This window comes from Bacillus sp. RK1064 (assembly GCF_051488405.1).
Taxonomy (GTDB): domain Bacteria; phylum Bacillota; class Bacilli; order Bacillales; family Bacillaceae; genus Bacillus.
The window spans coordinates 3,469,384-3,483,544 of sequence record NZ_JBPSCZ010000001.1; the positions used below are offsets into that span (position 1 = coordinate 3,469,384).

11 protein-coding genes and 1 other annotated feature (1 of these 12 cut by a window edge) are annotated in these 14,161 nt (G+C 43.2%); all 11 genes read left to right on the forward strand.

Going from position 1 to position 14,161, the window contains the following annotated elements:
• Positions 1-41: a binding site (T-box leader), on the forward strand; it begins 206 nt to the left of the window's first position.
• A 122-nt stretch (positions 42-163) separates the two neighbouring features.
• The 11 genes from ilvB (at position 164) to lonB (ending at position 14,137) form a co-directional block, all read left to right on the forward strand.
• Entirely contained in the window at positions 164-1,888 is a 1,725-nt protein-coding gene (gene ilvB / locus ACSSTM_RS17840) for an acetolactate synthase large subunit (protein WP_106038033.1), read from the forward strand.
• On the forward strand, positions 1,885-2,403 hold the full coding sequence (gene ilvN / locus ACSSTM_RS17845; RefSeq protein ID WP_034661705.1) for an acetolactate synthase small subunit: 519 nt from the start codon (positions 1,885-1,887) through the stop codon (positions 2,401-2,403). Before ilvB ends, ilvN begins: the two co-directional genes overlap by 4 nt.
• Before the next feature lie 18 nt (positions 2,404-2,421).
• The gene (gene ilvC, locus ACSSTM_RS17850; RefSeq protein WP_034661704.1) at positions 2,422-3,450 is read left to right on the forward strand and encodes a ketol-acid reductoisomerase; all 1,029 of its coding nucleotides are present in this window, start codon (positions 2,422-2,424) and stop codon (positions 3,448-3,450) included.
• Entirely contained in the window at positions 3,437-4,990 is a 1,554-nt protein-coding gene (locus ACSSTM_RS17855; RefSeq protein ID WP_034661703.1) for a 2-isopropylmalate synthase, read from the forward strand. Before ilvC ends, ACSSTM_RS17855 begins: the two co-directional genes overlap by 14 nt.
• Positions 4,991-5,008: 18 nt before the next feature.
• Positions 5,009-6,106 carry a 3-isopropylmalate dehydrogenase gene (leuB, locus tag ACSSTM_RS17860; protein ID WP_095285533.1) on the forward strand — a complete coding sequence of 366 codons (1,098 nt, stop codon included), beginning with the start codon at positions 5,009-5,011 and terminating at the stop codon, positions 6,104-6,106.
• A gap of 40 nt (positions 6,107-6,146) precedes the next feature.
• A complete protein-coding gene (gene leuC, locus ACSSTM_RS17865; protein WP_034661700.1) occupies positions 6,147-7,562 on the forward strand; it encodes a 3-isopropylmalate dehydratase large subunit in 1,416 nt (471 codons plus the stop codon).
• Between the two features lie 13 nt (positions 7,563-7,575).
• Positions 7,576-8,175 (forward strand): 3-isopropylmalate dehydratase small subunit, encoded by a 600-nt coding sequence (leuD, locus tag ACSSTM_RS17870; protein ID WP_034661698.1) that lies wholly within the window; start codon positions 7,576-7,578, stop codon positions 8,173-8,175.
• Between the two features lie 125 nt (positions 8,176-8,300).
• Positions 8,301-9,308 carry a DNA damage checkpoint antagonist DdcA gene (gene ddcA, locus ACSSTM_RS17875; RefSeq protein WP_034661697.1) on the forward strand — a complete coding sequence of 336 codons (1,008 nt, stop codon included), beginning with the start codon at positions 8,301-8,303 and terminating at the stop codon, positions 9,306-9,308.
• Between the two features lie 239 nt (positions 9,309-9,547).
• Positions 9,548-10,822: a trigger factor gene (gene tig, locus ACSSTM_RS17880; RefSeq protein WP_060596897.1), complete on the forward strand. Its 1,275-nt coding sequence runs from the start codon at positions 9,548-9,550 to the stop codon at positions 10,820-10,822.
• Positions 10,823-11,073: 251 nt separating this feature from the next.
• Complete coding sequence (gene clpX / locus ACSSTM_RS17885; RefSeq protein WP_012010785.1) at positions 11,074-12,339, forward strand: ATP-dependent protease ATP-binding subunit ClpX; 1,266 nt, start codon at positions 11,074-11,076, stop codon at positions 12,337-12,339.
• A 136-nt stretch (positions 12,340-12,475) separates the two neighbouring features.
• Positions 12,476-14,137, forward strand: coding sequence for an ATP-dependent protease LonB (gene lonB / locus ACSSTM_RS17890; protein WP_420735149.1), 1,662 nt, complete (start codon positions 12,476-12,478; stop codon positions 14,135-14,137).
• Positions 14,138-14,161 lie beyond the last annotated feature (24 nt).

The following is a 14,161-nucleotide window of genomic DNA, read 5'->3' on the forward strand; positions in this document are numbered from 1 at the left end:
AAGGGTGGTACCGCGAAAAACAAAGCTTTTTCGCCCCTTTGACCTAGTGAAAAGTAGTGTCATTGTGGGGTGAGAAGGCTTTTTTATATGGTCTAAAATCTCGATCTTGAATAGAAAAGGGTGAAAAGACTTGACTGAAGCAAGACAAAGAGGAGGAAATCAAATGGGGACAAATGTACAAGTGGAGACGGAAACATCTAAAGCACCACAAACGATGAACGGTGCACTCATGTTAATTGAAGCACTCAAAAGAGAAAAAGTAGAAGTCATTTTCGGATATCCAGGCGGAGCGGTTTTACCGATCTACGATAAAATTTATGATTCTGGTTTATTTCATGTCCTGCCAAGGCATGAGCAGGGAGCGATTCACGCAGCAGAAGGATACGCAAGAGTATCTGGCAAACCGGGTGTTGTCATTGCAACATCAGGACCTGGAGCGACAAACCTTGTCACAGGAATTGCAGATGCAATGATTGATTCACTTCCTCTTGTTGTCTTCACAGGACAGGTGGCAACCTCAGTCATTGGATCAGACGCTTTCCAGGAAGCAGACGTGCTCGGCATCACAATGCCCATCACAAAGCACAGCTACCAAGTAAGAAATCCAGAGGAATTACCGGGTGTCATTAAAGAGGCGTTCCACATCGCAACAACAGGCAGACCTGGTCCAGTCTTGATTGATATTCCAAAAGATGTGGCAGGCATTGAAGGAACGTTTGAATACGATCAGCCAATTGATTTACCTGGTTATCAGCCAAAAGTCGAGCCGAACTATTTGCAAATTCGCAAATTAGTAGAAGCTGTAAGCAGAGCGAAGAAACCAGTCATTCTAGCAGGAGCTGGCGTTCTTCATGGCAAAGCATCTGAAGAATTAAGGCAGTATGTAGAGCAGCAGCAAATCCCAGTCGCTCATACACTGCTTGGACTTGGCGGATTCCCAGCAAAGCATCCTCTATTTCTAGGGATGGCTGGTATGCATGGCACATATGCGGCGAATATGGCCCTTCACCAATGTGATCTGCTCATTTCAATCGGTGCAAGATTTGATGACAGGGTAACTGGCAACCTCAATCACTTTGCGAAACATGCGAAGGTAGCACATATTGATATCGATCCAGCGGAAATTGGCAAGAACATTCATACCCATATCCCGGTTGTTGGAGACAGTAAGCTAGTCCTTGAAGAGCTGATCAAGCAAGACGGGAAGCAAGGGGAATCAAATGAATGGAAAAACCAATTAGATGAGTGGAAGGCAGAATATCCACTCTGGTACGTTGAAAACGAAGCAGAGGGCTTTAAGCCTCAAAAGCTGATTGAATACATTCATCAATTCACAAAAGGTGAAGCCATTGTGGCAACTGATGTCGGACAGCATCAAATGTGGGCAGCGCAGTTCTATCCATTTGAAAATGCAGATAAGTGGGTCACATCTGGCGGCCTTGGTACGATGGGCTTCGGTTTACCGGCAGCCATTGGCGCTCAGCTGGCTGATCAAGAGGCAACGGTTGTGGCGATTTTAGGAGACGGAGGTTTCCAAATGACCTTGCAAGAACTTGCCGTTATCCGTGAGCTGAACCTTCCAGTGAAAGTGATTGTTCTGAATAATCACAGCCTTGGAATGGTAAGACAATGGCAAGAAATTTTCTACGAAGAACGCTACTCATATTCTAAATTTTCAGAGCAGCCAGACTTCGTTAAATTATCTGAAGCTTATGGCATTAAAGGAATCAGAATCTCATCAGACGAAGAGGCGAAAGAAAAGCTTGAAGAAGCGTTAACCTCTAGAGAGCCTGTTTTCATCGATGTCAATGTAGCGAGAGATGAAAAAGTATTCCCGATGGTCGCACCGGGGAAAGGACTTCATGAGATGGTGGGGGTGAAACCTTGAAAAGAATTATTGTGTTGACTGTATTAAATCGATCAGGCGTACTGAACCGAATCACTGGCCTTTTTACCAAAAGACACTACAACATTGAAAGCATTACGGTCGGCCATTCTGAGATTCAAGATGTATCACGCATCACGTTCGTCGTCCATGTAGACCAAGAGAAAGACATCGAACAGCTGACAAAACAGCTGAACAAGCAAATTGATGTTCTCAAAGTAACAGACATTACAAACCAATCAATCGTTCAGCGAGAGCTGGCTTTGATAAAAGTCGTTTCTGCACCGGCATCTAGAATGGAGATCACAGGGGTCATTGAACCGTTTAGAGCTTCTATTGTAGATGTAAGCAGAGAGAGTGTCGTCATTCAGGTGACAGGTGAGTCTTCAAAAATTGAAGCACTCATTGAATTACTTAAGCCATACGGCATTAAAGAAGTCGCCAGAACTGGCACCACGGCCTTTGCGAGAGATAATCAGCAAAAGCCGCAATCAAATAAAACAATTTCAATTGTCTAAACAAAAGGAGAGAGTCAAATGGTAAAAGTATATTATAACGGTGATATTCAAGAAAACGTATTAAATGGTCAAAAGGTTGCTATCATTGGGTATGGATCACAAGGTCATGCACATGCATTGAACTTAAAAGAAAGCGGCGTAGATGTGATCGTCGGCGTGAGAAAAGGCGGATCTTATACAAAAGCACAAGAAGACGGCCATCAAGTATTCACAGTAAAAGAAGCGGCAGCACAAGCAGATGTCGTCATGGTACTACTACCAGATGAGCAGCAAAAGAAAGTATATGACGAAGAAATCAAAGATCAATTAGAAGCAGGCAACTCACTTGTTTTCGCACACGGATTCAACGTTCACTTTCATCAAATTGTTCCTCCAAGTGACGTAGATGTGTATCTTGTGGCTCCAAAAGGTCCAGGACATCTTGTGAGAAGAACATATGAGCAAGGCGCTGGTGTACCTGCCCTATTTGCCATCTATCAAGATGTATCTGGCCAAGCGAAAGACAAAGCACTTGCTTATGCAAAAGCAATCGGCGGAGCAAGAGCAGGCGTCCTTGAAACAACATTTAAAGAAGAAACGGAAACGGATCTATTCGGTGAGCAAGCGGTCCTTTGCGGGGGTCTTACTTCACTAGTGAAAGCAGGTTTCGAAACGTTAACAGAAGCTGGTTATCAGCCAGAGCTTGCATACTTCGAGTGTCTGCATGAACTGAAATTAATTGTTGACCTTATGTATGAAGAAGGATTAGAAGGCATGAGATATTCAATCTCTGATACAGCACAATGGGGTGACTTCGTATCAGGACCGCGTGTTGTGGATGCAAACGTAAAAGAATCTATGAAAGCCGTCTTGACTGATATCCAAAACGGAACATTTGCAAAAGAATGGATTGTTGAAAACCAAGTGAATCGTCCACGTTTCAATGCGATCAATGCAAATGAAAATGAGCACCAAATTGAAATCGTCGGAAGAAAGCTTCGTGAAATGATGCCTTTCGTCAAACAAGGAAAGAAAAAGGAAGCGGTGAGCGTCGGTGCGGAAAATTAATTTTTTTGACACAACACTTCGAGATGGAGAGCAATCACCAGGAGTGAACTTAAATGCACAAGAAAAGCTAATCATTGCAAAGCAGCTTGAGCGCCTTGGGGTTAATATCATTGAAGCGGGTTTTCCCGCTTCATCCCGAGGGGATTTCTTAGGCGTACAAGAAATTGCTAGAACGATCAAAAACTGTTCAGTTGCTGGTCTTGCACGATGTGTGAAAGGTGACATCGATGCTGCATGGGAAGCGTTAAAAGATGGAGTGGAACCAAGAATTCATATCTTTATCGCTACTTCTGATATTCATCTGAAGCATAAACTAAAGAAAACACGTGAAGAAGTCGTAGAACAGGCTGTCTCAATGGTGAAATACGCGAAAGAACGTTTTCCGGTTGTCCAGTGGTCCGCAGAAGATGCGTGTCGTACAGATCTAGCTTTCTTAGCAGAAATTGTAGAGAAGGTCATTGACGCTGGGGCAAGTGTCATTAACTTGCCAGATACAGTTGGATACTTAGCGCCAAAAGAGTACGGCAATATCTTTAAATATATGAAGGAACACGTTCCAAATATCGACCGCGTCAACTTGTCTGCTCACTGTCATGATGATCTAGGAATGGCTGTAGCAAACTCACTTGCTGCCATTGAAAATGGAGCAAATCAAATTGAAACGGCTGTTAATGGAATTGGAGAACGTGCAGGAAATGCCGCTTTAGAAGAAATTGCAGTCGCTCTTCATATTCGAAAAGACTTCTACCAGGTCGAATCAACGATTCAATTGAATGAAATTAAGCGTACAAGTGATGTAGTGAGCAAATACTCAGGAATGATTGTACCGCGCAATAAAGCAGTCGTTGGCAACAACGCTTTTGCACATGAATCAGGTATTCACCAAGATGGTTTCCTCAAAGAAAAAACAACCTATGAAATCATTTCTCCAGAGCTTGTCGGTGTGACAACAGATGTACTAGTTCTTGGGAAACACTCCGGAAGACATGCGTTTAAAGATCGTATGAAAACGCTAGGATTTAAACTAACGGAAGAAGAAATCAATAAGTTCTTCGAAACCTTCAAGAACTTGACGGAGAAGAAAAAAGAAATCACTGATGATGATTTAATTTCTATTATATTAGAAGAAAAAGTAGCAGATCGAAAAATTGGCTACGAATTTGAAAGTCTTCAAGTGCACTATGGGACAGAACAAATGCCAACAGCAACGGTCTCTCTGAAAAATCAAGAAACGCAGGAAGTCATTCAAGAAGCAGCTACAGGCGCAGGTAGTGTAGAAGCTGTGTACAACACGCTGGAGCGCTGTATGGAGGAAAGAATTCATTTGCTAGACTACCGTATTCAATCGAATGGAAAAGGCAGAGATGCACTAGCGGAAGTATATGTCACTGTTTCAATAGAAGGAAAAGAAACAGCTGGACGCGGTGTGGCGCAAGATGTGCTGGAAGCATCGGCGAAAGCCTACGTCAATGCAGTAAACAGGCATTTAATCTTTAAATCAAATCTCATTGAAATTGAGAAACATCACGCGATTTCATAGGAAAGGAGGTAGGTTCTCATGAAAAAGAAAATTGCACTTTTGCCCGGCGATGGAATCGGACCGGAAGTTGTGACATCAGCGGTCGCTGTCCTCAAAGAGACAGCGGCTCAATTTCAACACGAATTCGAATTCGAAACGGCGCTCATTGGCGGTATCGCAATAGATGAAAAAAACAATCCGCTCCCAAAAGAAACGGTTGATGTATGCAAGAGCGCTGATGCGATTTTATTAGGAGCAGTCGGCGGACCAAAATGGGATCAAAACCCGCCAGAGCTTCGTCCGGAAAAAGGCTTGCTCGCTATTCGTAAACAACTGGACTTATTTGCAAACATCCGTCCTGTCAAAGTGTTCGATAGCTTAAGCGAGGCGTCACCGTTAAAACAGGATCACATTAGCGGAGTCGATTTTGTCATCGTTCGTGAATTAACAGGCGGTCTCTATTTTGGTGAACCAAGCGAGCGTTACACGGATGAAGAAGGAAAAGAAGCTGCGGTTGATACGCTTCTTTATACAAAGGAAGAGATTGTCCGTGTATTAAAAGAAGCATTCGACATGGCCTTAACGAGACGGAAAAAAGTAACGTCTGTGGATAAAGCGAATGTTCTTGCTTCTAGTAAACTATGGCGGGATGCGGTAGAAGAAGTGGCTTCTCAATATCCAGACGTCGAATATGAGCACATGCTCGTTGATAATGCCGCCATGCAGCTGATTTATAAGCCTGCTCAATTTGATGTCATTGTGACAGAGAATATGTTTGGTGACATTTTAAGTGACGAGGCTTCAATGATTACTGGGTCACTCGGTATGCTGCCATCTGCCAGTCTATCAAGCACTGGCCTCCATTTATATGAGCCGATTCATGGTTCAGCACCCGATATTGCGGGGCAAAACGTCGCAAACCCTCTAGCAACCATTTTGTCGGCAGCTAGCTTGCTTAGAACATCCTTTGCATTAGAAGAAGAAGGGGCTGCAATAGAAGAAGCTGTGGAAGCTGTTCTTGCCTCTGGCAAACGAACAAAGGACTTATCGGCAAAAGAGGGAACGTATCAAACAACTGAAGAAATCACTCATGCAGTTGTAGACGCACTCAAGCAGCGCGTGAAAACAATTGTATAAATAGAATCTTGTGGAATTAGGTAGAGGGAGGAAAAGGGTTATGCCTCGAACAATCATCGAAAAAATATGGGATCAGCACGTTGTCAAAAGCGGCGAGGGGAAACCAGACCTTTTATATATTGATCTGCATTTGGTGCATGAAGTGACATCACCTCAAGCATTTGAAGGATTAAGACAAAAAGGGCGCAAGGTGAGAAGACCTCAAAACACGTTTGCGACCATGGATCACAACATCCCGACTGTGAATCGATTTGTGATCAAAGATGAGATTGCTAAAAAACAAGTGAGTGCTCTAGAGCGCAACTGTGCTGAATTTGGCGTCCGTCTAGCTGACCTTCACAGTGTAGACCAAGGGATCGTCCATGTTGTTGGACCGGAGCTTGGGTTGACACTTCCAGGGAAAACAATCGTTTGCGGAGATAGTCATACATCAACTCATGGCGCGTTTGGTGCACTTGCTTTTGGAATCGGTACAAGTGAGGTTGAACATGTACTTTCCACACAAACGCTTTGGCAGCAGCGTCCGAAAACATTAGAAATTAGAGTAGACGGAAAGCTGCAAAAAGGGGTAACGGCCAAAGATGTCATTTTAGCAGTCATTGGTGCGCATGGCGTGAAGTTCGGATCAGGTTATGTGATTGAATACACTGGGGAAGTATTCAGAAACATGACGATGGATGAACGCATGACGGTTTGTAATATGTCGATTGAAGCAGGTGCAAGAGCAGGATTGATTGCACCTGATGAAGTCACCTTTGAATATTGCCGCGGCCGCAAATATGCACCGCAGGGAGAAGACTTCGAAGCAGCGATTAAAGAATGGGAAGAACTTAAAACAGATCCAGGTGCAACCTATGATAAAACGATTGTTTTAGATGGGAATGAGATTTCACCAATGGTCACATGGGGAATTAACCCAGGAATGGTGCTGCCTGTAGATGCGTCGATCCCAGGGCCTGAGGATTTTGCACAAGAGGATGATCAAAAAGAAGCGATTCGTGCGTACGAATACATGGGTGTTCATCCGCATCAGCGTATTGAAGATATTACGATTGAGCATGTGTTTATCGGCTCATGTACAAACTCAAGAATGACTGATTTACGCCAAGCAGCTTCTATGATAGAAGGACAAAAGGTAGCTGATCATGTCAGAGCGATTGTCGTGCCTGGCTCTCAAAGCGTCAAATTGCAAGCAGAAGAAGAAGGTCTTCATGAAATCTTCCTTGAAGCAGGATTTGAATGGAGAGAATCTGGCTGCAGTATGTGTCTTAGCATGAATAACGATGTGGTACCAGAAGGCGAACGCTGCGCATCCACATCAAACCGTAACTTTGAGGGACGTCAAGGAAAAGGTGCGAGAACGCATCTTGTCAGCCCGGCAATGGCTGCAATGGCTGCAATACATGGCCGATTTGTCGATGTCAGGAAGTTTAATCAAGAGAAAACAGTCGTGTAAGGAGTTGTCATAGATGGAGCCTTTAGTCACACACAAAGGGAAAGCCGCTGTGCTTAACCGTATCAACGTAGATACAGATCAAATTATTCCGAAGCAATTTTTGAAAAGAATTGAACGAACAGGATATGGCCGGTTTGCCTTTTTCGACTGGCGGTATTTAGCCGATGGCAGCCCAAACCCTGATTTCGAACTGAATCAGCCGATTTATGAAGGAGCATCCATTTTGATCGCAGGAGAAAACTTTGGCTGCGGATCATCAAGGGAACATGCCCCTTGGGCACTTGATGATTATGGTTTCAAAATTGTCATCGCACCATCATTCGCAGATATTTTTCACCAAAACTGCTTTAAAAATGGGATGCTTCCGATTCGTCTTGATTATGATGTGTGGAAAACATTCGCTGCGTCATATGAGAACAAAGGGTATGAGATGACGGTTGATCTTGAAAAACAGCAAATAGAAGATCACGAAGGGAATATCACTCCTTTTGATGTGGATCCTCACTGGAGAGAAATGCTCCTGAATGGCTATGATGAGATTTCATTAACTTTACTACTAGAAGATGACATTCAAGCATTTGAAGAAAAGCGCAGCAACTGGCTGCGTGCGTAAACTACAAGAAGCCGTCCGCCCGAGGTGTGACGGCTTCTTTTTTGCATGAAAACCTCTCGTTACTTGTGTTTACTAACCTTCGTTGGTAAACTGATAAAAAATATGCGCCCGAAAGGAACGTAAGCATGAAACATGACAAGAAGAAAGATAATGTCATTTTGTTTCCTGGTCTGAAAGAAAGACTGATTGAAAAAGGAATGGCAGCATTAAAAGATAAACAGTATCAAGAGGCGCTTCACTTGTTTTCAGAAGCAAAATCTTATGATGACGATGAAGAATCCGATATTCACCTCGGCATGGCGATTTGTTTTCTGGAGCTGGGCGAGCTGCAGGATGCAAAGCGTGTTTGTGAAAAGATGTTGCATGAGGGATATGGTCATTACTTCACCGTGCTTCAAGTGTATATGACGATCTTAATTCAGCTGAAAGAATATGAAGAAGTGAAGCAGACAATTGAGGCAGTACTTGAGGAAAATCACCTTCCAGCAGAAAGCGCGGAGCATTTTTACAAGCTGCTCGAATTTAGCAGAAAAATGATCGAATCACCTGAAAAGATTTTAGATGAAGATGAGGATGGCGCCGGTGAAATCAATATAGATGATATGCTTGAGCGGCCAGAAGAGCAGGTGCAGTTCATCCATTCGTTGAAAGACCGGAACATCACACCACACATGGGTCTATTAAATACGATCTTACAAAAGCCTGATGGAAACCCTTTGGTCAAATCATTAATCCTGCAGCTTCTGTCAGATCATGATGTGGCAAAGCCGGTTCATGTGACGAAATTCGGTGATTCTTTAACGCTTGTTCCTTCTGAGGCTGTTAAGCCAGAGCAGATGCCGCTGCTTCAGCAAGTCCTTCGTAAGCTCGATGACACACTCGGCAATGAGAACCCAACCCTTTACCAAGGCGTGGAAGAGTTATGGCGCCGGCACTTATTTGTGCTTTATCCATTTCTTCCTAAATACACAGATCCGAATCTTTGGGCAGCAGCACTTCATAAAGTCGGCTATGAAATGCACGGGATTGAGATTGACCTCGAAGAATTGCATCTATTGTATGAATTTAATGAACGAGAGCTGAGAGAAGCTTGCACAATGCTGAAAGATATTGAAGAAATTTCTTATTTGTAATTTGTCGATTTAGTTGAAAGACGGACTTGTTATGTTATAATATAATGGTTGTATTTGTGCATATATCGTGCAGTTGTAGATTCCAACGGTTGAAAGACGATATGTATAATCAAGTCAAATGTTGTATACATAATACCGCTTCTTGAGCGGCGTGCGTGGTTTTTGATTGGACGAAGTCTTTATGATGCTTTAGAATGTAACAACGCACAATCTGAATAGATTTTTGGAGGGAAACACACATGTCAGTAAAATGGGAAAAACAAGAAGGTAACGAAGGCGTCCTAACTGTAGAAGTTGATGCTGAAACATTTAACAAAGCACTTGATGATGCGTTTAAGAAGGTTGTCAAGCAAGTATCGATCCCTGGATTCCGTAAAGGGAAAGTACCACGTGGTCTTTTCGAACAGCGTTTTGGTGTAGAATCTCTTTATCAAGATGCATTAGATATTCTTCTTCCAGTTGAATATCCAAAAGCAATCGATGAAGCTGGTATCGAGCCAGTTGACCGCCCTGAAATCGATGTTGAGAAAATCGAAAAAGGCGAAAGCTTAATCTTCACTGCAAAAGTAACAGTGAAGCCTGAAGTGAAACTTGGTGACTACAAAGGTCTTAACGTAGAAAAAGACGACGCAACTGTCACTGATGAAGATGTACAAGAAGAGTTAAAAGGCATGCAAAACCGTCAAGCTGAGCTTGTTGTCAAAGAAGAAGGCGCAATCGAAAACGGCGATACAGTTGTTCTTGATTTCGAAGGATTCGTTGATGGAGAAGCATTCGAAGGCGGAAAAGCTGAGAACTACTCTCTTGAAGTAGGTTCAGGTTCATTCATCCCTGGTTTCGAAGAGCAGTTAGTTGGTCTTGAAGCAGGCGCTGAAAAAGACGTAGAAGTCACTTTCCCAGAAGAATATCATGCTGAAGACCTTGCAGGTAAACCAGCTGTATTCAAAGTGAAAATTCACGAAATCAAAGCAAAAGAACTTCCAGCACTTGACGATGAGTTCGCGAAAGATGCTGATGAAGAAGTAGAAACTCTTGCTGAACTAACTGAAAAAACAAAGAAACGTCTTGAAGAAGCGAAAGAAAACGAAGCAGAAGGTAAACTTCGTGAAGAGCTAGTGGAGAAAGCTTCTGAAAATGCGGAAGTTGACATCCCACAAGCGATGGTTGACACAGAGCTAGACCGTATGATGAAAGAATTCGAACAACGCCTTCAAATGCAAGGAATGAACCTTGAGCTTTACTTCCAATTCTCAGGACAAGATGAAAATGCGCTGAAAGAGCAAATGAAAGAAGATGCTGCTAAACGCGTGAAATCTAACCTAACACTTGAAGCAATTGCTGCTGCAGAAAACTTACAAGTGTCTGATGAAGAAGTAGAAGAAGAACTTTCAAAAATGGCTGAAGCATACAACATGCCAATTGAAAATATCAAACAAGCGATCGGATCTACTGACGCAATGAAAGAAGATCTAAAAGTTCGCAAAGCAATTGATTTTCTTGTAGAAAACCGTTAATATGGTGCATAATAATAAAACAGGGCGCGAGTGACTCGTGCCTTGTTTTGTACAATTTTTGACTTATCATCGCTTCTTTTGGAAACGATAGTGTAAGTCGCATCTTTCTGTTATACATATCTCAATGTGCAGTGTTAGAAACACATCATTACCGTCTTTTAGGAAAGTATGGTAAAATGCATACATACTGGACCCAGAAAGGTAGCTGACTGTTAGCTACAGGCAAGTGAAGAAGAATAAGGGGTGAAAGAATGTTTAAATTCAACGAGGAAAAAGGTCAATTAAAATGCTCGTTTTGCGGAAAAACGCAAGATCAAGTGCGTAAACTGGTCGCAGGACCTGGCGTATATATATGTGATGAATGTATCGAGCTTTGCACGGAAATAGTTGAAGAAGAGCTCGGCACTGAGGAAGAAGTTGAATTCAAGGATGTTCCGAAGCCTCATGAAATTCGGGAGATTCTTGATGAATATGTCATCGGACAAGAAAATGCGAAGAAATCCTTAGCTGTAGCGGTGTATAACCACTACAAACGGATCAATTCCAACAGCAAGATTGATGATGTTGAGCTTTCGAAAAGTAATATCTCTATGATTGGGCCAACAGGAAGCGGTAAAACTTTACTTGCTCAAACGCTTGCTCGTATTTTAAATGTGCCATTTGCGATTGCAGATGCAACATCTTTAACTGAAGCAGGTTATGTTGGTGAAGACGTAGAGAATATTTTACTAAAGCTGATCCAAGCAGCCGATTATGATGTAGAAAAAGCGGAAAAAGGCATTATCTACATCGATGAAATCGATAAAGTAGCAAGAAAATCAGAAAACCCTTCTATCACTCGTGATGTATCTGGGGAAGGTGTTCAGCAAGCACTATTGAAAATTCTTGAAGGAACTGTCGCTAGTGTACCGCCTCAAGGTGGACGTAAGCATCCTCATCAAGAATTCATTCAAATTGATACAACAAATATCCTCTTTATTTGTGGTGGAGCCTTTGACGGCATTGAGCAAATCATCAAACGCCGCTTAGGTCAAAAAGTCATTGGATTCGGTGCGGAAAATAAAATCGAAGATCTTGAAAAAGAAGTTCTTCTATCAAAAGTACTCCCAGAAGACTTGCTTCGCTTCGGTTTAATCCCGGAATTCATCGGCCGTCTACCGGTTATTGCAAGCCTAGAGCCGTTAGATGAAAAAGCACTTGTAGAGATCTTGACGAAGCCTAAAAATGCGCTCGTTAAGCAGTATACAAAAATGCTTGAGCTTGATGATGTAGAGCTTGAGTTTGAAGAAGATGCTCTTAGCGAAATTGCGAAAAAAGCAATTGAGCGTAAAACAGGGGCTCGTGGTCTACGTTCAATCATTGAAGGCATCATGCTTGATGTGATGTTTGACCTTCCATCACGTGATGATATTGAAAAATGTGTGATCACTGGTGCAACGGTTGCTGATGGCGAGTCGCCGCGTCTTGTGTTAAAGGACGGCACAGTCGTCAATAAAGATACGAAAACATCTGCATAAGAGTAGTCTCACTCCTGAATCTTTTTGATTCAGGAGTTTTTTATTTATCGTGGAAGTTGTGTTTATTCCGTCCAGCTCTAGGAAATACTAGCAGACAGAAACCAATACATACGATAGATGAAGGAGGGAGCACCGATTGAGCTGGACAGGAATCGTATTATTCATACAGCTGTTCTTTGGTATCGTCATCGGGCTGTACTTTTGGAACTTACTGCGAAATCAGCGAACACAAAAGGTGACGATAGACAAAGAGTCAAAGAAAGAAATGGAAGCACTCAGAAAGATGCGGTCAATCAAGCTGAGTGAACCTTTATCAGAGAGAGTCCGGCCAAAGGGGTTTCAAGATATTGTAGGGCAGGAAGACGGCATTCGTGCACTAAAAGCGGCACTATGCGGGCCGAACCCTCAGCATGTCATTGTCTACGGACCACCGGGAGTCGGTAAAACAGCCGCTGCCCGTCTTGTGATGGAAGAAGCGAAGCATCACGCTGATTCTCCGTTTAAAAAAGATGCGGTCTTTGTAGAGCTCGATGCGACAACTGCGAGATTCGATGAACGAGGCATCGCAGACCCGCTCATTGGTTCTGTGCATGACCCGATTTACCAAGGGGCTGGAGCAATGGGACAGGCAGGCATTCCGCAGCCAAAACAAGGAGCCGTCACACATGCGCATGGCGGGGTTCTGTTTATCGATGAAATTGGCGAGCTGCATCCGATCCAAATGAACAAAATGCTCAAAGTGCTTGAAGATCGGAAAGTCTTTTTAGACAGTGCCTACTACAGTGAAGAAAATACCCAAATCCCAAATCACATTCATGATATTTTCCAAAATGGGCTTCCGGCTGATTTTCGATTGATTGGTGCCACGACTAGAACACCTGACGAAATTCCACCAGCGATCCGGTCAAGGTGTCTCGAAATTTTCTTTAAGGACCTTGACCAGCATGAACTGAAAATCGTCGCTGCCAAGGCTGTCCAAAAAATTCAAAAGGAATTAAGTGATGAAGGGCTGAACCTTTTAACATCCTATGTGAAAAATGGACGTGAAGCGGTCAACATGGTGCAGATTGCCGCTGGTATGGCTGTCACGGAAAACCGAAAAGACATCACGATCGAAGATGTAGAATGGGTCATTCATTCAAGCCAGCTGACACCAAGATATGAACAAAAAGTACCAGAAAAGCCAAAAGTGGGGGTAGTCAATGGACTGGCCGTTTATGGACCAAACAGCGGCGCCCTGCTTGAGATTGAAGTGAACATTTGTAAGGCGCTTGAAAAAGGCAGTATCAACATTACAGGCATTGCAGAAGAAGAAAGCATTGGCAATCAGTCGAAATCCATTAGACGAAAAAGTATGGCCAAAGGGTCAGTTGAAAATGTATTAACGGTGCTTCGAAATTTAGGCATTCGGACAAATGAATATGACATCCATATTAATTTTCCAGGCGGTGCCCCTATTGATGGACCGTCTGCTGGGATTGCCATGGCGACCGCGATCTTCTCAGCCATACATCAAATCCCGATCGATCATCTGACAGCCATGACGGGTGAAATCGGATTGCAGGGTCAGGTGAAGCCGATCGGCGGTGTGATACCGAAGATTAAGGCAGCGAAACAAGCTGGTGCCACAACCGTCATTATTCCTTATGACAACCAGCAGTCGATCTTAAAAGAGATTGAAGGGGTCACCATTGTGCCTGTGAAGCACTTCCAAGAAGTGCTGGATCAGTGTTTGGTCAGCCCGCCAGACGAGAAGAAAGATGGACTAGAAGACGAAATGAAAAGAAAATCTGTTTAATCCCCATCACATATGGGGATTTTT

Coding starts and splice junctions, on each gene's coding strand:
- ilvC (WP_034661704.1), top strand. CDS start 2,422: ATGGTAAAAGTATATTATAACGGTGATATTCAAGAAAACGTATTAAAT.
- leuB (WP_095285533.1), top strand. CDS start 5,009: ATGAAAAAGAAAATTGCACTTTTGCCCGGCGATGGAATCGGACCGGAA.
- leuD (WP_034661698.1), top strand. CDS start 7,576: ATGGAGCCTTTAGTCACACACAAAGGGAAAGCCGCTGTGCTTAACCGT.
- tig (WP_060596897.1), top strand. CDS start 9,548: ATGTCAGTAAAATGGGAAAAACAAGAAGGTAACGAAGGCGTCCTAACT.
- ddcA (WP_034661697.1), top strand. CDS start 8,301: ATGAAACATGACAAGAAGAAAGATAATGTCATTTTGTTTCCTGGTCTG.
- ilvB (WP_106038033.1), top strand. CDS start 164: ATGGGGACAAATGTACAAGTGGAGACGGAAACATCTAAAGCACCACAA.
- clpX (WP_012010785.1), top strand. CDS start 11,074: ATGTTTAAATTCAACGAGGAAAAAGGTCAATTAAAATGCTCGTTTTGC.
- leuC (WP_034661700.1), top strand. CDS start 6,147: ATGCCTCGAACAATCATCGAAAAAATATGGGATCAGCACGTTGTCAAA.